Below are 21240 nucleotides of genomic sequence, written 5' to 3'. Positions count from 1 at the left end.
TCTGCGCGCCTGCGATTACGGAGCGTAATCGTCGCTGTAGTCGTGGGCCATGTTCTCATTGCGATCATGGCCCACGCTCGCCGCAGCCGCGACCTTCCTGTCCCTGGTCCCGGCCGCCGGCGCGGGCGCCTCTCCCGCCGAACTCCCGACACCGATCTCCGCCTCCGTCGCCTACGCGCAGCTCGCCCAGCTCACCGTCGCCGACCCCCGCTCGATGGCCGGTTACAGCCGCGCCCGGTTCCCGCACTGGGCGCAGCAGGGCCGCTCCTGCGACACCCGCGAGATCGTGCTGGCCCGTGACGGCGCCGACGTCAAGCAGGACGAGAGCTGCCGCGCCATCAGCGGCACCTGGCACAGCGAGTACGACGGCAAGGACTTCACCAACGCCTCCGAACTCGACATCGACCACATGGTGCCGCTGGCCCAGGCGTGGCGCTCGGGCGCCAACGAGTGGACCGACACCCGGCGCAGGCAGTTCGCCAACGACCTCGAAGGTCCGCAGCTCGTGGCCGTCTCGGCGTCCTCCAACCGGTCCAAGGGCGACCAGTCGCCCGACCAGTGGCGGCCCCCGCTGCGGTCGTACTGGTGCACGTACAGCCGGGCCTGGATCGACGTCAAGTCCCGCTACGAGCTCACCGTCACCGAGGCCGAGCGCGACGCGCTGGGCGAGATGGTGGGGACCTGCTACGAGGCCAGCGGTGAGTGAGTGAGCGCCGAGACCTACGAGAGCAGCGTCGTCGCCGGTCCCGGCGGGGTGATGACCGAGGAGGTCGGCGTCATCACCGGTGAGGTGACCGTGCGGACCGTGGTGACCGGGGACCAGATCACGGTACGCGTGCAGTACCTCGACGCCGACGAGTGGTACGAGATCGAGGGCAGCCCCCTGGGCGGCTCCGCCGATCCCGGGCCCGGTCTGCACGAGGAGATCGTCCAGGCGGTGCGGCGCGGCATGCCGGACGGGCTGGTCGGGCTCGGCCTGCCCACCTGACCATCACCCGGAAAACGGCCCCGGCGACATCCGCCGGGGCCGTCTCACATCTCCGGGACCCCCACACCTCGATCAACATCCACCTGAGCCGGCATCCGCCCGGGTCAGAGCCCGCCGGGGGTCGGTCAGCGGATGCCTCGGTCAGTGGTCGTGCGGGGCGGTGGCGCGGCGGGTCAGGGCGTCGGCGGTCAGCGGCTCGCCCGGCGGGACCGGGGCCGGATGGGCGCGCATGCCCGCCAGCACCAGCCGCACCGCCCGCTCCCGCAACTCCTCGCCCACCCCGGCGGGCACCGTCGGCAACGCCCTGACGAGCAGCCCGACCACTCCCACCACGTCACCCGTGCCGACGTCGGCCCGCAGCGAACCCTCGTCATGACCGGCGTGCACGATCTGGTCGAGCACCTCGAGCAGCCGCCCCCGCGCGGCGTCCACGCCGGAGCCCTCCGCGACGGCCACGAGCGGATCCAGCCGTCCCTCCGCGCACCCCGCCACGAACCGGCTGAGCGCGTCGTACGCCCAGGTCTCCTCCGAACGCGCCTCCCGCGCCAGGGTGATCATGCGATCCAGCGCGTCGGCCGGCCGCACCCCCTGGTCCGCTCCGGCCTGTGCCTGGTTCCTTCCGGTCTGCGCTGTCAGATGGCCCGGCGCGCTCATGCGCTCGCCGCCTTCCCTCTGCTTGTCCATCGGCTTCCTCACAGCAGCCTAACCCTGACCGTGCACGGAGCCGATCCGCGTGCGCGGTCACGGCGTGAGCCGCCGCCGATAGACCTCCCGCGCCCGCGCGTACAGCTCCAGATGGTCTTCGAGCTGCTCAGGAGCCTCGAACGTGCCGAACCGGCGCAGCAGCACCTCCAGCCGGTCCAGCCACGCCAGGCACCAGAGCACGTCCTCCCGCCTGGCCACGTGCGAGCCCGCGACGTCCAGGTAGACCGGGCTGGTGTGGGCGTGCGCGCCGGTGCGGTGCATGCTGCGCGGATGCGGCCCGCCGGAGGCGACGGCGACCACGTACGTCGGCCGGTCCACCGCCAGCGACGCCGTCAGCCGGCCGGGCGGTCCCTGCGCCAGCACGCCGTCCGCGGTACGCAGCTCCAGCGTCTCGACCTCCGGCCCGACCGAGGAGAGCGTGACCTCCACCCGCTGCCCGGGGGCGAGCTCCAGCGTCTCTCCCGGGCCGTGCCCGTTCACGGTCAGCTCCAGCCACGGCCCGGTGGTCGCGAACGTGCGGCCGAGCAGGATCGCCTCGGCGTACGCCTCGGCGGTGAGCGGGCCGGCGACGTTCGCGTACACGCGTTCCCAGCCGGGCGGGCTGGAGGCGGTGCCGCGGCGGCAGAACGACAGCACGGCGTCGGTCCCGGCCGTGACCGCCAGCCTGTTCCCCGCGCCGATCAGGCGGCGGTAGACGGCGGCGGTGCCCGCGATCGAGGAGTGGTTGAGCACGTCGAGGGTGTCGATCAGGCCGAGCGCGGCGTCGGCCACGATCTCCCTGGCCGCGCAGGAGCGCCCCCGGTCGAGCACCACATCCGGCGGGTCGTCGTCGCCGAACGGCGTGTGGAACGGGTGCCCGTAACTCGTCACCCCGCCCAGCTCGCGCAACTCCGCCAGCGCCACCGAGTTCGGCGGCCAGTCGGCCGTGCCGTGGAAACCCGTGTGGTAGCGGCCCGGCGGCTCGCGCAGCCCGAACGCGGTGCAGTGGCCGAGTACGTCGTTGCGGTACTCGACGCCGAGCCTGGCCAGGTGGCGTTCGTCGGACCACGGCAGGTCCTCGCCCGCCCAGTGCTCCAGCGCCTCCACGTCGTAGACGCGCTCGCCGGACACGTTGCCCGCCACGAGGTTGAGCACGTGCAGGTCCTCGCCGTGCTGCGCCGCCGCGGCCAGGGCGGGCGCGGCCGGCTCCTCGCCCATCCAGTTGAGGTGGACGTGCAGGTCGCCGCCGTACCAGCCACGCGCGGCGGCGTTGTAGAGCCGCTCGGGGGCCAGCTCCACCAGGCTCTCCGCGCCCGCCTCGGGGGTCAGCGCGATCTCGGCGGAGGTGTACTCCATGCCCCTCGTCACGGTCACGGTGACCGGCTCGGCGGGCACGGTGAGCACGAGGTCGTCGCCGTGGAAGTACGGCCGCCGGTGCGCGTCCCGCTTGGGTGGCGCGCCGTCGGGATACCAGCCCTGCCCGTTCGCCCCGGTGACGCTCCACCGGCACGGGAACCCGGCCCGCACCCTGAGCGTCGCCGGCTCCGCCCGCCTGCTCAGCGGGGACAGATCGACCGGCCGCCCGTCCACCACCACGGACTCCGCCACCTCGACGATCTTCGCGCCGCGCGGGCCGACCTCGTACGGGACGCCGTCCACGACCACGGTGACCGGCTCGTCCCTGCCGGAGTCGAGCAGCAGCGCCGTGCGGAACGGGCCGTCGCCCAGCACCACCCGCGTGTCGGCCGCCAGCCGGGTCCCCTCGGGGGTCAGCCGCAGCGCGGCCAGGTTGTCCAGTACGTCGCCGTCGAGGGCGTCGCGCACGACCCGGTCGGGGTCCACCTCGCCGAGATGGTCCTCCAGGTCCTCCTCGGCCGTCTCCGGGTGCAGCTCGGCCGCCTGCCGCAGCCCCGCCGCCCAGTAGCCGTAGCGGTTGTCGAGGAAAACGGTGGCCCTGGCCTGGACCACGTAGCTCAGGGGCGGTTCGCCCCAGCGGACGTCGTAGGCGTTCCGCAGCGCCCGGTACTCCGCCAGAGCGGCGGCGACGGCGGGCGGTAGTAGCACATCGTCACACATCGGATACTCCCTGAAGAGGACGCGCCGTCATCGTGACATGAAACGTCCGCTGTGTCCCCCCATCTCGGGTACGAGGAGGTCATGGCCACAATCATCGGCCGCGAGGCCGTCCAGGACCTGCTCGCCGAACAGGGCGCGCAGCTCGTCGAGGTGCTGCCGGAACGCGAGTTCGAGTGGGCGCACCTGCCGCGCGCCGTCAACCTGCCGCTGGGCCGCATCGACGGCGGGGCGGGGCTGGAGCCGGGGCGCCCGGTCATCGTCTACTGCCACGACGCGCTCTGCGACCTGAGCCCGCGCGCCGCGCACCGCCTCGACCGGCTCGGGTTCGCCGAGGTCTACGACTACGGCGCGGGCAAGATGGACTGGCTGTCCGCCGACCTGCCGTACGACGGACACGCCGCCCTGGTGTCCAGGAACGTGCGCAGGGACCCGATCACCGCCACGCTGGAGGACCCGCTCGGCGCGCTGACCGAGCGCATCATCGCCGACCCCGCCGGGCTGGCCGTCATCGTGGACGAGGACGACGTCGTCCAGGGCGTCATCGGCTCACGCGAGCTGAAGGGCGTCGACCTCGACGACACCGCCGAGAGCGCGATGCGGGTCGGCGCCACCACGGTGCGGCCGAGTGAGGAGCTCCAGCCCCTGGTCCGGCGCATGGACCGGGCGAAGGTGGACCACGTGGTGGTCACCCGCTCGGACGGGACGCTGGTGGGCCTGTTCGGCCTCGGCGACACCCGCCCGCCCGAGAGCGACTCCGACCAGGGCTGACCAGGCCCGCTGATCAGGCCCGCCGGTCAGGCCCGCCGGTCGAGGCGGAACGCGGGCTGCCCGGTGCCGCCCACCAGGGCGTCCAGCGACTTGTCGTCGAGGATCCGCACCGCGTCCTCGGCGACGAACACGCGCACGCCCTCGTGCACCACCACCTGGTCACCGGCCTGCGGGGTGCTGGCCAGCGCGACCTCCAGCGCGCCCGCCTCGTCGGCCTTCGGCGAGATGCGCAGGCCCGCCTCCGCGGGCACGCCCTCGCCACCCATGAGGTCACGGATGGCGATCACCGCGTTGTCGGTCAATGTCAGCATGACCTGCTCCTTCTCCTGTCCGAGGCACTCCGCCTCCCCCGCGTCCGGGGGCCCAAACTCCGGCGGCCGGCCGCCCCGGCCCCGGTCGCGCGCGGCCGGAAACCGGTGGAGGCGGTCAGGTCCGCCGCGACACGGTGATCGCCTGTTAGGTTCGATCACATGGGTGAGTTTGTGAGCGTCGAGGTGGCCGACCAGATCGCCACGATCCGTCTCGACCGGCCGAAGATGAACGCCCTCAACGGCCAGGTGCAGGCGGAACTGGCCGAGGCGGCAGGCATCGTGGACGCCGATCCTCAGGTGCAGGCGGTGATCCTGTACGGAGGGGAGCGGGTGTTCGCCGCGGGCGTGGACATCAAAGAGCTGGCCGGCATGTCGTACGCCGAGATGGCCGCCCACTCCGGCGCGCTGCAGGGCTGCTTCACCGCGGTCGCCGGGATCGGCAAGCCGGTCATCGCCGCCATCGCCGGCTACGCGCTGGGCGGCGGCTGTGAGCTGGCCCTGTGCGCCGACTTCAGGGTCGCGGGCGAGTCGGCGAAGCTGGGGCAGCCGGAGATCCTGCTCGGCATCATCCCGGGGGCGGGCGGCACCCAGCGGCTGCCCCGTCTCGTCGGGCCGGCCCGTGCCAAGGACCTCATCTTCACCGGGCGTCACGTGCCCGCCGCCGAGGCGCTGGCGATCGGGCTGGTCGATCGCGTGGTGCCGGACGAGCAGGTCTACACCGCGGCCCTGGAGTGGGCGGCGACCTTCGTGGGCGGGCCCGCCGTGGCGCTGCGCGCCGCCAAGCGGGCCGTGGACCAGGGGCTGGAGACCGATCTCGGCACGGGGCTGGAGATCGAGCGGCTGCAGTTCTCCGGGTTGTTCGCCACCGACGACGCCAGGATCGGGCTGCGGGCGTTCGCGGAGAAGTCCAAGCCCAGGTTCACCGGCCGTTGACCGGCTGGGGTCCGCCGCGCTCCGGCGGGCCCCGGGCGCTGGGCGGGTCAGGCGAACAGCTCGTCGACGGTCAGGGCGGTGGCCGCGCGGTGTGCCCACCGGTCGAGCTGCTCCTGGTCGACGCACGAGGTGATGGTCGTCAGCGCGTCGTCGGACACGCTGACGCCCCGCGCGCGGAGCACGGCCAGCACGGCCCGCGCTTTACCCTCGCAGAGCCCGGCCAGGCGGCCCCGGCTGAAGTGTTCGCGGGCGAAGGGGCTGTGGACCGGCCACGCGTCGGACGACATGATCTCCTCCAGGGCCCGCCGGACGCCGGTGGAGGCCAGGCGGTAGGCGTACTCGTAGTAGCGGGTGCCGCGGCTCTCCTCGGTCTTCGACAGCGCCGCGAGGAACGTCTCCACGACGCCCTCCTCGCTCCCGTGGGCCAGCACCGACAGCACGGTCAGCTCCAGGCACTCGGCGGCCTGCGCGGGATCGGCGATGGGCGCCACCTGCTCGGGGCCGACGACGAGCGGATGCAGCACGTAGCCGGGCAGGCTCGTGACGACGGGCTGGGCCGCCCAGTCGCAGATCCAGGCGTCGGGGGCGAGCACCAGCACCAGCACCGGCCGCTTGAGCCGCAGCCATAACGCGGCGCTGCGCCGCGCCCAGCCCTGCCGGTCCTCCTCGGACACGGTGCGCTGCAACTCCACGATGACGCCGTGCTCCGGCTCGCCCCAGGCCAGGGGGAGCGGCCCGGACTCGCCGGCCGGTGTCACCTCGACCAGGGTGTCGGAGGACAGCTCGATGTCGAACACGTCGTTCAGCAGGTCGACCGCGAGTGAGGGCCGGGCGTGAAACAGGGCGTTCAACGCATCGCGCTCGGGGGAGGGCATGTCGCGGAACGTTATCAGGCACGCACACTCTGTGCTCGATCTTTCCGGAGATAGGTATCGCCGATAGGCCGGGCTCACGGGGAGAATGAGAAGCCAACGCATTCGTGATGGCTCGTCCATGTCCATAGGGGTTTGCCACTATGGTGGCCTTCCATGATGCGCGCCCCCGTCCCTGCCCGGCTCAGAAAGGCCGTGCGCACGTGGTTCGACTCCCGCTACATCTCGATCGCCGATCACCGCCAGGACATCCGGGACGCGCTGTGGGAGGTCCAGACACTCAGGCGGGAGATGGCGACCTTGCAGAACGAGGTCGAACGGCTGCGCAAGGCCCGCCCGGCGGCCCCCGCCAAGCCTGACCCCGCGCTCAAGGCGAAGGTGGAGGACGCCCATCGGCTGGCCCAGGAGACGGCCAAGGCGCTGGACGGCGTCCTGCAGAACGAGGTCCTGGTCTGGCAGGCCATCGACGGCCTGCGCGACCGGCGCGACGAGCCGGGCCGGCCGGGGGAGCGGCCCGAGGGGCAACCGTGCGCGTGACCTGGGCTCCCGGCGCGAGCCTGAGCTTCCGCCTCGACCCGGAGGACGAGATCACCGGCCGGGCCTCCGACGAGTACCCGATCAAGCTGGCCATCAACTCCTGCTCCGTCGGCGGCGTCCCCGACGACGCGCACCCCGACCTGTTCGCCGTCGCCGCCTGGACGGTCGTGGCCCCCTGGACCAGGAAGCGGATCACCTTCGACCGGGCCGTCTCGGCGGAGGTGGCGCGGGCGCTGCACGACGGCTGGGGCGTCGAGGCCGGGCCGGTGGGCGCCGAGCCCCGCACGCCGGGGTCCAGGCTGGCGATCTCCTACAGTGGTGGCGCGGACTCCGTGGCGGCGGCCACGATCTTCCCCGACGCCCCGTTCGTGCACTTCCGCCGGGTCGCCCACCCGCGCGTCCCGAACCGCTGGCCCCACTACCGCTCGGACGTGCTGGCCAAGCTGGCCGCCCAGACCGGACGCGAGCTGAGCGTCGTCACCTCCGACCTGGAGTACACCCTCGCCGAGCCCCGCCCCGGTTACCCCGAGCACCACGCGGTGGCCGCCGGGGCGTTGCTCCTGGCCGACCGGCTCGACCTCGGCGGCCTGGGCTTCGGCTACGAGATGGGCTCGCGCTGGCTCGGCGGCGGCCGGTACCTGTGGCGCTTCACCCCCGACAACCCCATGTGGTCCCCCCACGGCAGGTGGGGCCGACTGTTCGCGGCGGCGGGCGTGCACATCGTGCTCCCCGTGGGCGGCGTGAGCGAGGCCGTGACCATGCGCGTGGCCCTGGGCTCCCCGCTCAGGGACCAGGTGCGCTGGTGCCTGCGCGGCACCGACGGCCCGTGCCGCACCTGCGCCAAGTGCCTGTACAAGGAGCTCATCCAGGCGGCCGTGGAGCGCCGCCCGCTGGACACGCCGATCACCGCCGACCGCCCCCAGGCCCGCAAGTACCTCCAGAAGCCGCCGTACGGGGGCCAGGAGATGATCCAGTACGGGCTGGCGCGCGTCCCCGGCATCGAGGACACGCTGTTCGCCCCGGTGCTCGACCACTTCGACGTCTCGGAGGCGGCCACGAGCTGGCTGGAGCGCTGCTACCCGCCGGCCCTCGACGAGATCCCGCAGCCGTGGCGCGCGGAGGCGGCGGCGTTCGTCGAGGCGAACGTCGGGCTGATGACAGAGTCCGAGGTAGCCAAGGTCGAGTCATGGGGGAACGCGTGAAGGTCTATCTGTCGGTCGACATGGAGGGCGTGACGGGGTTGACCGACCCCGAGGAGATGCACGCCGGCAAGCGCGGCTACGAGCGCGGCTGTGAGCTCATGACCGGCGACGCGAACGCGGCCGTCGAGGGCGCGTTCGCGGCCGGGGCGAGCGGCGTGCTGGTCAACGACGCCCACGGCTCCACCAAGAATCTGCGCATCGACCTGCTCGACCCCAGGACGAGCCTGATCAGGGGGCCCGGCAAGGCGCAGCGCATGGCGCACGGCCTCGACGGGTCGTTCCAGGCCGCCGGCTTCGTCGGCTACCACGCCCGCGCCGGGGTCCCGCACGGCGTGCTCAACCACACGTGGATGGGCAAGGAGATCCAGAACGTCTACCTCAACGGCGAGTTGTGCGGCGAGACCCGGCTGGTCGCGGCCTGCGCCGGGTTCCACGGGGTGCCGGTGGTGCTGGTGACCGGTGACGAGGCCGTCGGCGACGAGGCCCGCGAGTTGCTCGGCGACGTCGAGACCGTCGCGGTCAAGAAGGGGATCGACAAGTTCTCGGCCGAGTTGCTGCCGCCGGTCGTCGCCCAGGCCCGGATCCGTGAGGCCATGACGCGGGCGCTGGGGCGGTTGACGGACTTCACGCCGTACGTGGTGCAGGCGCCGTACACGCTCGGGGTGGAGTGGAACTCGACCGCCATCGCCGCCGCCGTGTCGCTGATCCCCGGGGCGAAGTCGGCCGGCCCGCGCCACACGGAGTTCACCACCGGCGACTTCAACCAGATCATGGCCCTGTTCGGCCTCTTCGCGAGCATCGCCGGCCAGGTCGCCTGCGGCAGCGGCCCCTATGGCTGACAGCACGAAGCCCGACAGCACGGAACCTGACAGCACGGAACCCGAAAGCACCGACCCTCCAAGCGCGGAGCCCGAAGGACCGGCGAAGGGGAGCAGGGCGGGCAGGCTGACCCGGCGGGGGCTGCTCGTCGGGATCGGGGCGGCCGGCGGGGCCGGCGCCATGTACGCCGCCATGGGCGCGCTCGGCCTGGCGCCCACGGAGCAGGACAAGGCGTTCACCGCCCCGCGCCAGGGCGACTTCACGCTGAGCGGCCGGGCCTCGGCCAAGGTCGTGATCCTCGGCGCGGGAGTGGCGGGGCTGACCGCCGCGTACGAGCTGGGCAAGGCCGGCTACGACTGCACGCTGCTCGAAGCCCGGCGGCAGGCCGGCGGACGGAACCTCACGCTGCGCGGCGGCGACCGCCTGACCGAGCTGAACGGCCCCGCCCAGGACGTCACGTTCGGCCCCGGCGTCTACTTCAACGCCGGCCCCGGCCGCATCGCCCAGTGGATGGTGGCCCTCGACTACTGCCGCGAGCTGGGCGTCCCCATCGAGACGTTCGTCAACAACAACGCCTCCGCCTACGTCCACACCAACGGCCACACGGTCAGGGCCCGCACCGCCCGCGCCGACATGTACGGCTACGTCGCCGAACTCCTGGCCAAGGCCACCGACCTCGGAGCCCTGGACCGGGTCCTCACCAAGGACGACGGCGAACGCCTGCTGGAGTTCCTGCGGCGCTTCGGCGACCTCGGCCCGAAGCTCGACTACGAGGGCTCCGCCCGGCGCGGCTTCACCACCTACCCCGCCGTCGGCGCGGGCACGCCCCTCGCCGCCCCCGGCACCCTCCACCAGGTCCTCGCCGCCGGCACCGGCCGCGCCATCACCAACGACTTCGGCCACGAGCAGGCCACCCCCATGTTCCAGCCGGTCGGCGGCATGGACGCCATCGTCGCCAAGCTCCGGCAGGCCGTCGGCCCGGACCGGATCAGGACGGGCGCCAAGGTCACCGGGATCACCAGCCGGGACGACGGCGTCGAGGTCTCCTACGCCGGCGGCACGGTCAAGGCCGACTACTGCGTCGCCACCCTCCCGCCGCACCTGCTGGCCCGGATCCCGCACAACCTCGGAGCCCAGGTCACCGCCGCCCTCAGGACCCCCGTCCCCGTCTCCGCCGGCAAGATCGGCCTGGAGTACGGCCGGCGCTGGTGGGAACTGGAGGACCGCGTCTACGGCGGCGTCACCGAGACCGACCTCGACCTCACCCACATCTGGTACCCGTCGCACGACTACCACGCCGAGCGCGGCCTGCTCGTCGGCTACTACAACACCGACGCCGCCGCCGAGCTGTACGCCGCCCTCACCCCGGAGGACAGGAGGCGGCGGGCGCTCACGCAGGGCAAGAAGATCCACGGCGAGAAGTACCGCCAGAACGTCCTGTCCAGCGCGTCCATCGCCTGGGAACGCCAGGAGCACATCCAGGGTGCCTGGATGCGCTGGCCGTCCTTTGATTCGTCCTTCACTCTTCTGCAACGCCCCGCAGGAAGGGTCTACTTCGCGGGTGACTGGCTGACCCATCTGATCGCATGGCAGGCGGGCGCCATGGAGTCCGCCCGCGACGCCGTCACCAAACTGCACCAGCGAGTGTTGCAGTCCCCGTGACGCCGCCCGCCGTTCCCGGGAGCGCAAGTAGGCTCCTGGGAGAGGCGATCGAGGAGATGGAATGACCTTGCACTGGGTGCCCGCGACCGACCGGATCGACCTGCTGGCCGATCCGGTGGCAGGCGCCGTGGCGAACTTGGAGGGCGTCGAGGTGGCCGAGATCGACCCCGGTCTGGCCGACACCGCGGCGTTCTGCGAGCAGTACGGCGTGACTCTCGACGAGTCGGCCAACTGCGTCGTCGTGGCGGCCAAGCGGGGCGGCGAGACGCGTTACGCCGCGTGCATGGTGCTCGCGACGATGCGGGTCGACGTGAACGGCGTGGTGCGCAAGCACCTCGACGCCCGCAAGGCCAGCTTCGCCCCCATGGCGGACGCGGTCGAGCTGACCGGAATGGAGTACGGCGGCATCACCCCCCTCGGCCTGCCCGGGGAGTGGCCGATCCTGGTGGACGCGCACGTCGCGGAGCACGCGCGGGTGGTGATCGGCAGCGGTGTGCGCAGGTCGAAGCTCGCCGTCTCCGGAGCCACGCTGGCCGGGCTGAAGGGCGCCGAGGTGCTCTCGCTGACCGGATGAAGGAAAACTGAGGCCGATTCGAGACCGTTGGATGGGAAACCGGTGAGGCCGTTCTGGACGTTGTACGAGTGGGAATGTGGCCTCATGGTTCATCTCGTGGGCGGGGATTAAGCCGGTATGGTGCTTCATGCCATGAACGATGACCGACTAGGCCCTTACCGGCTGCTCAGGCGGCTCGGTGAAGGCGGGATGGGCGTTGTCCACCTCGCTGTCGACCCTCAGGGGCGGCAGGTGGCGGTCAAAGTCCTGCGCGGAGAGGTCGCCGGTGACGAGGTCGCCAGGCGGCGGCTTTCACGCGAGGTCGAGACCATGCGCCGGGTGCGCAGCCAGTACATCGCCGAGGTGATCGACGCCGATGTCACCGGTCATCGTCCGTACATCGTCACGCGTTACGTCCCGGGTCCGCCGCTCGACGAGATCGTCAAGAACGACGGGCCGCTCGGCCTGCCCGCGCTGCTCAGGATCGCCCACGGGGTGGCCTCGGCGCTGGCCGTCGTGCACTCCGTGGGCGTGATCCACCGCGACCTCAAGCCCGGCAACGTGCTGATCCTCGACGGCGAGCCGGTCCTGATCGACTTCGGCATCGCCCAGGCGGTCGACGCCACCCGGCTGACGCAGACCGGCATGTTCATCGGCACGCCCGGCTACCTCGCCCCCGAGATCATCGAGGGCCAGGAGGCCGGCCCCGAGGTCGACATCCACGCGTGGGCCGGCACCCTGCTGTTCGCGGGGACGGGCCAGCCGCCCTTCGGCAAGGGCACGCTGGAGATGATCTTCTACAACATCACCGCGGGCAAGGCCGACATCAGCGCCGCCCCGGCCGAGCTGCGGCCGCTGCTCAAGGCGGCCTTCCAGCGCAATCCCGGCAAGCGGCCCACGGCGGCCGACCTGGCCGAGCAGACCGCCCGGATGTTGCCCCGGCAGGCCCGTCCGGCCTCCTCGACGCCCGACGAGATCCCCACCGTGCCGCGTCCCGAGCCGGTCCCGCCCCGGGTGACGGAGCGGCCGTCGTACGACGTCTCCACGCCGCCGGTGCCGACCCGGCGGCTGCTCGACGACCAGGAGCGGCCCGCCCCGCCGCCGCAGGAGCAGCAGTACGTCTCGCTGCTGCCCAACCAGCCCGACCCGTGGCCGACCCGCCGGGTCTCGCCGGAGGAACTGCGGCAGATCCAGCGCGAGGCGGCCAGCGCCTACCCGCCGCAGGCCCCGCCGGCCGGCCACAACGCCCCCGCGCCGCAGGGCGAGATCGACGGGCCCACCAGGCGGGTGCGCCCCGACTCTCCCGACTACCGCAGGCTGAGCGCCCAGCCCGGCTCCGGCCCCGGCAGGCCGCTCGCCGGCCCCGACGTGCCCGACTACGGCCGGCCCGGCCCGGTCCCGGCGCAGCCGCCGCCGTACATCCCGGCGCAGCAGCAGTTCCCGCCGCCGCAGCCCGACCCGATCCGGACCAAGCGGGAGCCGTACGTCCCGGGCGTGCAGCCGGGCAACGTGCTGCAGCGTTCCAAGGCGTACGGCCTGGCGGGCGGCATGCTGCTGGTCATGATGATCGTGGCGGCCGTGCTCGCGCCCGTGTTCGTCTCGGCCGTGGCCATCCCGATCGCGATCCTGCTGCGCGCGGCCGACCTGGCCCAGCCCCAGCTCGCGGGCCGCAGGCCGGCGGGGGCGGCGGCGCTCGACGTGCTCAGGGTGTTCGCCTACCCGGCGGCGCTGGCCAAGTCGGCGGGCATCACGCTGGCCCTGGTGCTCTACGCGCTCATCCTCGGCCTCCCGGTGACTCTGCTGCTCACCGTGGTGGCCAAGATGACCTCCGCCAACGCCCTGGCCTGGGGCGCGGCGATCGCGCTGTGGACGGTATGCGCAGGTCCCGGAGTCGAAGGACCTGGCAAACAGATGCGCAGAACGCTCTCATCGCTCGTACCCTCGAGAACAGCGGCGATGGTGATGGCGGGAGCGCTCGCGGTGGGCGCCGCGCTCTCGCTGATCCTCGCCTTCAGCACGTTCGGGGACGAACCAAAGGGGGCCGTATGGACTCCGCTGAACGTCGTACCAGTGACACAGCAGCTCGACCAGCTAGGGGGGAATTCCGGGGGATGACGCGGGGAAGGTGGCGATGAGCATCCAAGCACCAGAACGCCTGGGTCCGTACCGCCTGGTCAGGAAGATCGGCGAGGGCGGCATGGGGGTCGTCCACCTCGGCCTCGACGGCGAGGGGCAGGAAGTCGCCATCAAGGTGCTGCATCCGCATGTCGCCGCCGACCTCAAGGCGCGCGACCGGCTCACCCGAGAGGTCGAGACGATGCGGCGGGTACGCAGCCCGTTCGTGGCGGAGGTGCTCGACGCCGAGCTGGTCGGCGGCCAGCCGTACGTGGTGACCCGCTTCGCGCCCGGCCGCACCCTGGAGGACACCGTGCTGGCCGAGGGGCCGCTGGCGGCCCGCGAGGTCATCGGGCTGGCCCAGGGGCTGTGCCAGGCGCTGGTGGCCATCCAGGCGGCCGACGTGCACGCGCTGGCCTCGACGGTGTTCTTCGCCGCGACCGGCACGCCGCCGTTCGGCACGGGCACGTTCGAGTCGGTCTGCTTCAACATCATGGAAGGACGGGCCCAGCTCGACAAGGCGCCCGTCTGGCTGCGCGGCTGGCTCAACCGGGCCCTGCAGGTCGAGCCGTCGGTCCGGCCCGGCGCCCAGGAGCTGCTGCGGCTGGCCAGGGCGCTCGACCCGTCGGTGACCACGTTCAACGAGGGGCCCACCGGCACCAAGCGGCTGGGCGACCGCACCCGGACCATGGAGACGTTCTCCGACCTGCTGCCGCCGGTCGAGTACGGCCAGGCCGCGCCGCCGCCCGCGCCCCCGCAGCCGCGCAACCCGACGCGGCGCGAGGAGCGCCCGCCGCCCTACGTGCCCGCGCCCATGCACGACCGGCCGGTGCCGCACTCCGACCAGCGCGTGGCCGGTCCTCCGCCGCCCGACCGGCGGGTGGTGCCCGCGCCCACCTCGCCGGCGCCGGCGCGGCCGTACACGCCGCCGCCGTACACCCCGCCGTCGGAGCGCAAGCGGTACCTGTTCGGCAGCCAGGTGGTCGGGTTGCTGCTGCTCGTCACGCTGGTGGCGCTGACCGTGATGATGCCGGTCATGGCCGGCGCGGTGGCCGTTGCGCTCGCGCTCGTGCTGCGCATCGGCGAGTACCTGTTCGGCGACCTGGTCAAGCGCCGCCAGATGCGCGGCAGCAGCGCGGCCGACCCGCTGCTGGCCCTGCTCGGCACGCCGTGGGCGCTGGTCAAGTCCGCGCTCGTGACGGCGGTGCACGTGCCGCTGGCACTGCTGTTCGGCATCTGCGTCTGGGGCGTGCTCTACTGGGCCGGGCAGATGGGCGTCAACGAGGCGGCGGCGTACGCGGCGGGCGCCTTCGCGGCCGGGCTGTTCGTGCTGCCGGGCGGCGGCGCGCCCCGCAAGACCGTCACCCGCACGCTCACCGGCGTGCTGCGCAGCCCCGGCGCCGCGCTGGTCGCGGTCGTGCTGGTCGGCACCGCGGCGCTGTTCTCGGTGATGTTCGCGCTGGGACAGGACCCGACGTGGGCCCCGTGGCGGGCGCCCGAGTCGGTGATCAACGATCTGGCCAGCGACGCGAAGCAGAGCACGATCGGCCTGATCACCGGGTTGATCGGCAGCCTGCTCGACGGTCTGGGGCTGGGCTGGCTGGATCGGCTCAATCCCTGGTCCTGAGTGTCCCTGCCGCCTCCCCGGGGGAGAAATCGAAGTATGAGCGAGCACCTCGGCCCGTACGAGCTTCTCTCCCGGCTCGGGGCCGGCGGATTCGGCGAGGTGCACCTGGCGCTCGACGCCGAGGGGCGCACGGTCGCGGTCAAGGTCCTGCATCCGCACGTGGCCGCCGACGGCGGGGCGCTGGCCCGGCTGGCGCGCGAGGTGGAGACCATGCGCATGGTCGGCGGGCCGCACGTCGCGGAGGTGCTCGACGCCTCGCTGGAGGGCGGCAGGCCGTACCTGGTCACCCGGTACGTGCAGGGCCGTCCGCTCAGCTCCGTGCCCGTGCCGGTGACCGGCCTGCGGCGGCTGGCCTCGGGGCTGGCCGACGCGCTGCGGGCCATGCACGCGGCCGGGGTGGTGCACCGCGATCTCAAGCCGGCCAACGTGATGATGACCGAGGGCGAGCCGGTCGTGATCGACTTCGGCATCGCCAGCGCGCTCGACTCGCTGTCCGTCACGGCCTCGGGCGCGGTGGTGGGCACGCCCGGCTACCTGGCCCCCGAGGTGCTCGAAGGGCGGGCCGCGGGCATGGAGGCCGACGTGTTCTCCTTCGGGGCGACGCTGGCGTACGCGGCCACCGGGCGGCAGCCGTACGGGCAGGGCCCGGCCTCCGCGGTCGCCTACCGGGTCGTGCACCACCAGCCCGACCTGGAAGGCGTCCCCGAGTGGCTCGGCACGCTGTTACGCGAGTGCCTGTCCACCGACCCCGCGGCCCGGCCCACGGCTGAGCGGCTCTGCGCCACGCTGGACGTCGCGCCCGCCGCGTACCCGCCGCCGGTCCGGCCGCTCGCGCGTTCGCGGTCGGTCGCCGACGACGAGAGCACCAGGGAGTGGCGGCCGGGCAAGGACCGTTATCGCGGTTCGGTGGAGGAGTCCAGGGCCAGGCACCGGGAGAAGGTGCGCCGGCGCTGGCTGATCGGCTCGGGGCTGTTCGTGTCGCTGCTGGCGGCGGCGGCCCGGGAGCCGTGGCCGGAGGTGTCGCTGTTCCTGCTGGCGGCGTACGCGCTGGGGGTCGTCGCCGACGCCGGGGTGGCGCTGTTCTCCCGCGGGCGCTTCCGGCGCGTGCGCATGATCGCGGACGTGGCGAGCGTGGCGGGGGCGGTCGGGCTCTGTTTCGGGCTCGCGTCGCTGTTCAGCACGGCCACGCTGGCGCTGTTCGCGGGTACGGCGCTGGTGGTCGGGGTCGTGTTCCTGATGTCCGCGTAGCGGACGACCGAATAAAGTTCGGTATTGTGGGCATCGGTAGTGGTGCCGGGTCGATCGCGTCAGCGGGCGGGTTTGCACGTAAGCTACCGATGGGTAACATAACCGCGAAAACCACGGCAGACCCTCTGTCGGATGCCCCCGGGGCACCTGGCAGTCTGGACAGATGCACTTCGGCGCCCACCGCAGCGAGGCGGGGGCGCACGCGAACTACGGGAGGTCGGCCACCGGCCATGAACATCGTCGTCTGCGTGAAGCAGGTCCCCGACACGGCGACCGAGCGCAAGCTGCGGTCCGATGACAACACGCTCGACCGCGACGCCGCCGACGGCGTGGTCAACGAGCTTGACGAGTACGCGGTCGAAGAGGCCCTGAAGCTCAAGGAGGCCCACGGCGGTGAGGTGACCGTCCTCACCATGGGTCCGGGCAGGGCGACCGAGACCATCCGCAAGGCGCTGGCGATGGGCGCCGACAAGGCCGTCCACCTCAGTGACGACGCGCTGCACGGCTCCGACGCGCTGTCCACCTCGTACGCGATGGCCCAGGTGCTCAAGAAGATCGGGTTCGACCTGGTCATCCTGGGCTCCGAGTCGACCGACGCCCGCACCGGCATGCTGGCCGCGATGCTGGCCGAGCGGCTCGGCACGCCGCAGCTCACGCTGGCCAACAAGGTCGAGGTCGAGGGCGGCGCCATCACGGTCCAGCGCCTGGCCGACTACGGCTACGACCGGGTCCAGGCCACGCTGCCGGCCGTCGTCTCCGTGGTGGAGAAGATCAACGAGCCGCGCTACCCCTCGTTCAAGGGCATCATGGCGGCCAAGAAGAAGCCGGTCGAGACGCTCGCCATCGCCGACGCCGCCATCGACGCCGAGCAGGTGGGCCTGGGCGCCGCCTGGTCCGAGGTCGTCGACTTCGCCGCGGCCCCGCCGCGCACGGCCGGCACGATCGTCAAGGACGAGGGCGACGGCGGCGAGAAGGCGGCCGACTTCCTGGCGTCCAAGAAGTTCATCTGAGAACGGGGGTTTACTGAAATGTCGGACATTCTCGTTCTCGTGGAGCATGCCGAAGGCGAGGTCAAGAAGGTCACGCTCGAACTGCTGACCCTGGCCCGCTCGCTCGGCACGCCCGCCGCCGTCTGGGCCGGCCCCGGCATCACGGCCGAGGCCAAGGCCAGGCTCGCCGAGTACGGCGCCGAGAAGATCTACGTGGCCGGCTCCGCCGACATCGTCGACCACGTGGTCGCGCCCAAGGCCGAGCTGCTCGCCCAGCTCGTGGCCGGCAAGTCGGCCGCCGCGGTGCTGGTGGCCGCGACGGCCGAGGGCAAGGAGGTCGCGGGCCGCCTCGCCGTCAAGACCGACTCCGGCGTCATCACCGACGCCGTCGGCCTGAGCGAGGGCTTCGTCGCCGACCAGTCGATCTTCGGCGGTGGCGTCAACGTGCACTCCCGGGTGCGCAAGGGCACGCCCATCATCGCCGTACGTCCCAACTCCACCGCCCCCGTGCCCGCCGCGGGCGCCGGCGCGGAGGAGGAGGTCGCGGTCGAGCTCTCCGACGTGGCCAAGGCCGCCAGGGTCGTGGAGCGGGTCAAGCAGGAGAAGGGGGCCCGTCCCGAGCTGACGGAGGCCGCCATCGTGGTCTCCGGCGGGCGTGGCGTCGGCTCGGCCGAGAACTTCTCGGTCATCGAGGGCCTCGCCGACGCCCTCGGCGCGGCCGTGGGCGCCTCGCGCGCCGCCACGGACGCCGGCTGGTACCCGCACCAGTTCCAGGTGGGCCAGACGGGCAAGACGGTCTCGCCGCAGCTCTACATCGCGGCCGGCATCTCCGGCGCAATCCAGCACCGGGCCGGCATGCAGACGGCGAAGACGATCGTGGCCATCAACAAGGACCCCGAGGCGCCGATCTTCGAGCTGGCCGACTACGGCGTGGTGGGCGACCTCCACCAGGTGGTGCCGCAGCTCACCGAGGAGATCGACAAGCGCAAGTAGGGCCTTTCTGTTCGGCTGCCGGTGGGGTTCGGGGCACGGCTCCGGGCCCCACCGTCATGTCGCCGGCCGATTGGAACGTTCCCATGTCGGGCAAGTCGTCACTTGCCTCTTGATAGGCAAGTCACTACTTGCCTATGCTGGCGTGGTGGCGGAAGACATCTTCAAGGCACTGTCCGATCCCACCCGCCGGCGCATCCTCGACGAGCTGGTGGAACGGGACGGCCAGACCCTCTTCGAGATCTGCGCGCGGCTGATGTCCAAGCACGGCCTGGCGCTCTCCCGCCAGGCGGTCAGCCAGCACCTGGCCGTGCTGGAGGCCGCGGATCTGGTCCGCTCGCGGCGTCAGGGCCGTTACAAGTTCCACGACCTGAACACCGAACCTCTTGAGCACATCGTGACGCGGTGGCTCAAACCCGAAAAATCGGAGGGAACCTCATGAGGATCCACCTTTCCAGCGTCTTCGTCGACGACCAGGGCAAGGCGCTGAGCTTCTACACCGACGTGCTCGGCTTCGTGAAGAAGACCGACGTCCCGCTGGGCGAGGACCGGTGGCTCACCGTGGTCTCGCCGGAGGACCCCGACGGCACCGAGCTGCTGCTGGAGCCCTCCGGCCATCCGGCGGTGGGGCCCTACCGGACGGCGCTGGCCGCCGACGGCATCCCGGCCGCCTCCTTCGCCGTGGACGACGTGCGCGCCGAGTTCGACCGGCTGCGCGGGCTCGGGGTGCGCTTCACCCAGGAGCCGGTGGAGATGGGCCCGGTGACCACCGCCGTCCTCGACGACACCTGCGGCAACCTCATCCAGATCGCGCAGCACAAGTAGGGCCGGAGGGTCAGCGCGTCGCCCGTACGACGAGCGCGGCGAGCTGCTCCCCGGCGCGCTCGTCGAGCGGCGCGTGGTCGAGCAGCAGGCGGTACCACAGCACGCCGTAGACGACGTCGAGGAGCAGCTCGACGTCGGTGCCGGGGGCGATCTCGCCGCGCTCGGCCGCCCTGGTCATGACGACCCGCAGCGCGGCGCGCCGCCGGAACAGGAATTTCTCCTTGAACGCGGTCGCGAAGACGGGGTCGAGCAGCGCCTGGGCCATCAGGCCGACCAGGGTGGGGCGCTGCCCCCACTGGCGGAAGGTGGCCTGGAGGAAGGCCGCCAGGTCGGCGGGGAGCGAGCCTTCGTCGGGGATCTCGATCGTGGTCTCCGCGCGCTCCAGCAGCGCCTCCAGGACGACGTCGGCCTTGGACGGCCACCACCGGTAGATCGTCTGCTTGCCGCAGCCCGCGCGGCGCGCGATGCCGTCGATGGTGAGCGCGGCGTAGCCGCCTTCGTCCAGCTCCTCCAGCGCCGCGGTGAGGATCGCGGTGCGGGTGGCCTCGCTGCGTGGTCGTCCCAGCCGTCGCTCGCCTGTCATGCCGGCCACTTTACAAGACTTGTGGTCTCGTATAAAAACGAGACGACACGTCTAGAAAAGAGGCTTGAGCATGCGTGTAGTGATCATGGGCGGTACGGCCGGCATCGGGCTGGCCACGGCCCGGCTGCTGACGGAGGACGGCGCCGAGGTGATCGTCACCGGCCGTGACCCGGAGCGGCTGGCCGCCGCCAAGGGCGGCGTGACGGCGGCCGACCAGGTGGACGGCACCTCCCAGGAGGAGGTGGCCGCCTTCTTCGAGCGGGTCGGGGAGTTCGGCCACCTGGTGCTCGCCTTCAGCCCCGGGGCCGTCGGCATGGGGCCGCTGCCGGGCGTCACACCGGACGCCCTGCGGGCGGCGTTCGAGGGCAAGCTGTTCGCGTACCTGTACGCCGTCCAGCGGGCCCGGGTGACCGGTTCCATCACCATGGTGTCGGCGGGCAGCGCCCGCGCCGGGCTGCCGGGGACCGCCACCCTGGCCGCCGTGAACGGGGCGATCGAGCGGATCGTGTCCCCGCTGGCGGCCGAACTCGCCCCCGTGCGGGTCAACGCCGTCTCGCCGGGGGTCGTGGACACGGCCTGGTGGTCGTTCCTGCCGGAGGAGGAGCGGCGGGCCCAGTTCGGGGCCGTCGCCGAGACGATCCCCGCGGGCCGCGTGGGCCGTCCGGAGGACGTGGCCGCCGCCGTCCGGTACGTGATCGGCGCGCCCTACGTCACCGGCTCGATCCTGCCGGTGGACGGCGGGTTCACCGTCGCCTGACGGCGGTCGTCCGGGCGGGAGGGCGGTGAGTTCCGGGCGCGGGAACGGTCTCCATCGGTACAGTCGCGGCAACCGATGGGAGCACGTTCATGAAGATCACCTTGGCGACGTACCTGTCGCTCGACGGAGTCATGCAGGCGCCGGGAATGCCCGGCGAGGACCTCCGCGGCGGCTTCACGCATGGCGGCTGGCAGCATCCCTTCGCGGACGAGGAACTGGAGACCTTCACCACGGAGTGGTTCGCCGAGGCCGACGCGTTCCTCCTTGGCCGCAGGACGTATGAGATCTTCGCGGCGCACTGGCCGACCGTGACCGACCCGGGCAACGCGGTCGCGGCCCGTCTGAACGCCCTGCCCAAGTACGTCGTCTCGACGACCCTGGACGCGGTCGGCTGGCACAACGCCACGCTGATCGGCTCCGACGTCCTCAAGGAGGTCGCCGAGCTGAAGGCCAAGCCGGGCAGGGAACTGCAGATCCACGGCAGCGGCGCGCTCGCCCAGTCGCTGCTGGACGCCGGGCTGATCGACGAGTTGCGGCTGTGGAACTACCCGGTCGTCCTGGGCAGCGGCAGGCGGCTGTTCGAGCCGGGCCGCAAGGCCACTTCGCTGCGCCTGCTCGAATCCAGGACGACCGGCAGCGGCTGCGTCGTCAACGTCTACCAGCCGGTGGGCGACGCGACCTACGGCGACTTCACCCGCTGA

At 72.3% G+C, this 21240-nt stretch carries 23 protein-coding genes; 18 read left to right on the top strand and 5 right to left on the bottom strand.

Features of this window, described 5'->3' with window-relative positions; genetic code table 11:
- Positions 1-49 precede the first annotated feature (49 nt).
- Positions 50-706 carry an HNH endonuclease family protein gene (locus FAF44_RS12690; RefSeq protein ID WP_237103298.1) on the top strand — a complete coding sequence of 219 codons (657 nt, stop codon included), beginning with the start codon at positions 50-52 and terminating at the stop codon, positions 704-706.
- Positions 707-988, top strand: coding sequence for a hypothetical protein (locus FAF44_RS12685; RefSeq protein WP_237103297.1), 282 nt, complete (start codon positions 707-709; stop codon positions 986-988).
- Between the two features lie 141 nt (positions 989-1129).
- Here the strand turns inward: FAF44_RS12685 and FAF44_RS12680 are convergent, their stop codons facing one another.
- The gene (locus tag FAF44_RS12680; RefSeq protein ID WP_237103296.1) at positions 1130-1672 is read right to left on the bottom strand and encodes a hypothetical protein; all 543 of its coding nucleotides are present in this window, start codon (positions 1670-1672) and stop codon (positions 1130-1132) included.
- A gap of 57 nt (positions 1673-1729) precedes the next feature.
- Positions 1730-3748 carry a CehA/McbA family metallohydrolase gene (locus FAF44_RS12675; protein WP_237103295.1) on the bottom strand — a complete coding sequence of 673 codons (2019 nt, stop codon included), beginning with the start codon at positions 3746-3748 and terminating at the stop codon, positions 1730-1732.
- Between the two features lie 81 nt (positions 3749-3829).
- Here FAF44_RS12675 and FAF44_RS12670 point away from each other — a divergent pair, with 81 nt between their 5' ends.
- On the top strand, positions 3830-4516 hold the full coding sequence (locus FAF44_RS12670) for a rhodanese-like domain-containing protein (RefSeq protein ID WP_237103294.1): 687 nt from the start codon (positions 3830-3832) through the stop codon (positions 4514-4516).
- Positions 4517-4542: 26 nt separating this feature from the next.
- Here FAF44_RS12670 and FAF44_RS12665 read toward each other — a convergent pair whose 3' ends face one another.
- A complete protein-coding gene (locus tag FAF44_RS12665; protein WP_237103293.1) occupies positions 4543-4827 on the bottom strand; it encodes a Fe-S cluster assembly protein HesB in 285 nt (94 codons plus the stop codon).
- A 159-nt stretch (positions 4828-4986) separates the two neighbouring features.
- On the opposite strand from FAF44_RS12665, the gene FAF44_RS12660 reads away from it, so the two are divergent.
- Positions 4987-5760, top strand: a complete 774-nt coding sequence (locus FAF44_RS12660; protein WP_237103292.1) for an enoyl-CoA hydratase/isomerase family protein — start codon at positions 4987-4989, stop codon at positions 5758-5760.
- 47 nt (positions 5761-5807) lie between these two features.
- On the opposite strand, the gene FAF44_RS12655 is transcribed toward FAF44_RS12660, so the two are convergent.
- Complete coding sequence (locus tag FAF44_RS12655; RefSeq protein ID WP_237103291.1) at positions 5808-6635, bottom strand: hypothetical protein; 828 nt, start codon at positions 6633-6635, stop codon at positions 5808-5810.
- A 153-nt stretch (positions 6636-6788) separates the two neighbouring features.
- Here FAF44_RS12655 and FAF44_RS12650 point away from each other — a divergent pair, with 153 nt between their 5' ends.
- The 12 genes from FAF44_RS12650 (at position 6789) to FAF44_RS12595 (ending at position 19199) form a co-directional block, all read left to right on the top strand.
- Entirely contained in the window at positions 6789-7169 is a 381-nt protein-coding gene (locus tag FAF44_RS12650) for a hypothetical protein (protein WP_237103290.1), read from the top strand.
- Positions 7160-8371: a DUF6395 domain-containing protein gene (locus tag FAF44_RS12645; protein ID WP_237103289.1), complete on the top strand. Its 1212-nt coding sequence runs from the start codon at positions 7160-7162 to the stop codon at positions 8369-8371. Before FAF44_RS12650 ends, FAF44_RS12645 begins: the two co-directional genes overlap by 10 nt.
- On the top strand, positions 8356-9210 hold the full coding sequence (locus FAF44_RS12640) for a M55 family metallopeptidase (protein ID WP_237103288.1): 855 nt from the start codon (positions 8356-8358) through the stop codon (positions 9208-9210). Before FAF44_RS12645 ends, FAF44_RS12640 begins: the two co-directional genes overlap by 16 nt.
- Positions 9203-10852, top strand: coding sequence for an FAD-dependent oxidoreductase (locus tag FAF44_RS12635; protein ID WP_237103287.1), 1650 nt, complete (start codon positions 9203-9205; stop codon positions 10850-10852). Before FAF44_RS12640 ends, FAF44_RS12635 begins: the two co-directional genes overlap by 8 nt.
- Before the next feature lie 61 nt (positions 10853-10913).
- Positions 10914-11426: a YbaK/EbsC family protein gene (locus FAF44_RS12630; protein ID WP_237103286.1), complete on the top strand. Its 513-nt coding sequence runs from the start codon at positions 10914-10916 to the stop codon at positions 11424-11426.
- A gap of 117 nt (positions 11427-11543) precedes the next feature.
- The gene (locus FAF44_RS12625; RefSeq protein ID WP_308193316.1) at positions 11544-13520 is read left to right on the top strand and encodes a protein kinase; all 1977 of its coding nucleotides are present in this window, start codon (positions 11544-11546) and stop codon (positions 13518-13520) included.
- A gap of 16 nt (positions 13521-13536) precedes the next feature.
- Complete coding sequence (locus tag FAF44_RS12620) at positions 13537-15147, top strand: serine/threonine-protein kinase (RefSeq protein WP_237103285.1); 1611 nt, start codon at positions 13537-13539, stop codon at positions 15145-15147.
- A gap of 36 nt (positions 15148-15183) precedes the next feature.
- The gene (locus FAF44_RS12615; protein WP_237103284.1) at positions 15184-16395 is read left to right on the top strand and encodes a serine/threonine-protein kinase; all 1212 of its coding nucleotides are present in this window, start codon (positions 15184-15186) and stop codon (positions 16393-16395) included.
- 230 nt (positions 16396-16625) lie between these two features.
- Positions 16626-17405 carry an electron transfer flavoprotein subunit beta/FixA family protein gene (locus FAF44_RS12610; RefSeq protein WP_237103283.1) on the top strand — a complete coding sequence of 260 codons (780 nt, stop codon included), beginning with the start codon at positions 16626-16628 and terminating at the stop codon, positions 17403-17405.
- A gap of 18 nt (positions 17406-17423) precedes the next feature.
- Positions 17424-18377 (top strand): electron transfer flavoprotein subunit alpha/FixB family protein, encoded by a 954-nt coding sequence (locus FAF44_RS12605; protein ID WP_237103282.1) that lies wholly within the window; start codon positions 17424-17426, stop codon positions 18375-18377.
- 145 nt (positions 18378-18522) lie between these two features.
- Positions 18523-18816: a helix-turn-helix transcriptional regulator gene (locus FAF44_RS12600; protein ID WP_237103281.1), complete on the top strand. Its 294-nt coding sequence runs from the start codon at positions 18523-18525 to the stop codon at positions 18814-18816.
- On the top strand, positions 18813-19199 hold the full coding sequence (locus FAF44_RS12595; RefSeq protein WP_237103280.1) for a VOC family protein: 387 nt from the start codon (positions 18813-18815) through the stop codon (positions 19197-19199). Before FAF44_RS12600 ends, FAF44_RS12595 begins: the two co-directional genes overlap by 4 nt.
- Positions 19200-19209: 10 nt before the next feature.
- Here FAF44_RS12595 and FAF44_RS12590 read toward each other — a convergent pair whose 3' ends face one another.
- Positions 19210-19782: a TetR/AcrR family transcriptional regulator gene (locus FAF44_RS12590; RefSeq protein WP_237103279.1), complete on the bottom strand. Its 573-nt coding sequence runs from the start codon at positions 19780-19782 to the stop codon at positions 19210-19212.
- A 70-nt stretch (positions 19783-19852) separates the two neighbouring features.
- Here FAF44_RS12590 and FAF44_RS12585 point away from each other — a divergent pair, with 70 nt between their 5' ends.
- A complete protein-coding gene (locus FAF44_RS12585) occupies positions 19853-20539 on the top strand; it encodes an SDR family oxidoreductase (RefSeq protein ID WP_237103278.1) in 687 nt (228 codons plus the stop codon).
- 89 nt (positions 20540-20628) lie between these two features.
- Entirely contained in the window at positions 20629-21240 is a 612-nt protein-coding gene (locus FAF44_RS12580; protein WP_237103277.1) for a dihydrofolate reductase family protein, read from the top strand.

The sequence above is a fragment of the Nonomuraea sp. MG754425 genome, assembly GCF_021699195.1.
Classification (GTDB): domain Bacteria; phylum Actinomycetota; class Actinomycetes; order Streptosporangiales; family Streptosporangiaceae; genus Nonomuraea.
Note: the sequence above shows the minus strand (reverse complement) of the source record. Positions and strands in the feature narration are given on the sequence as shown.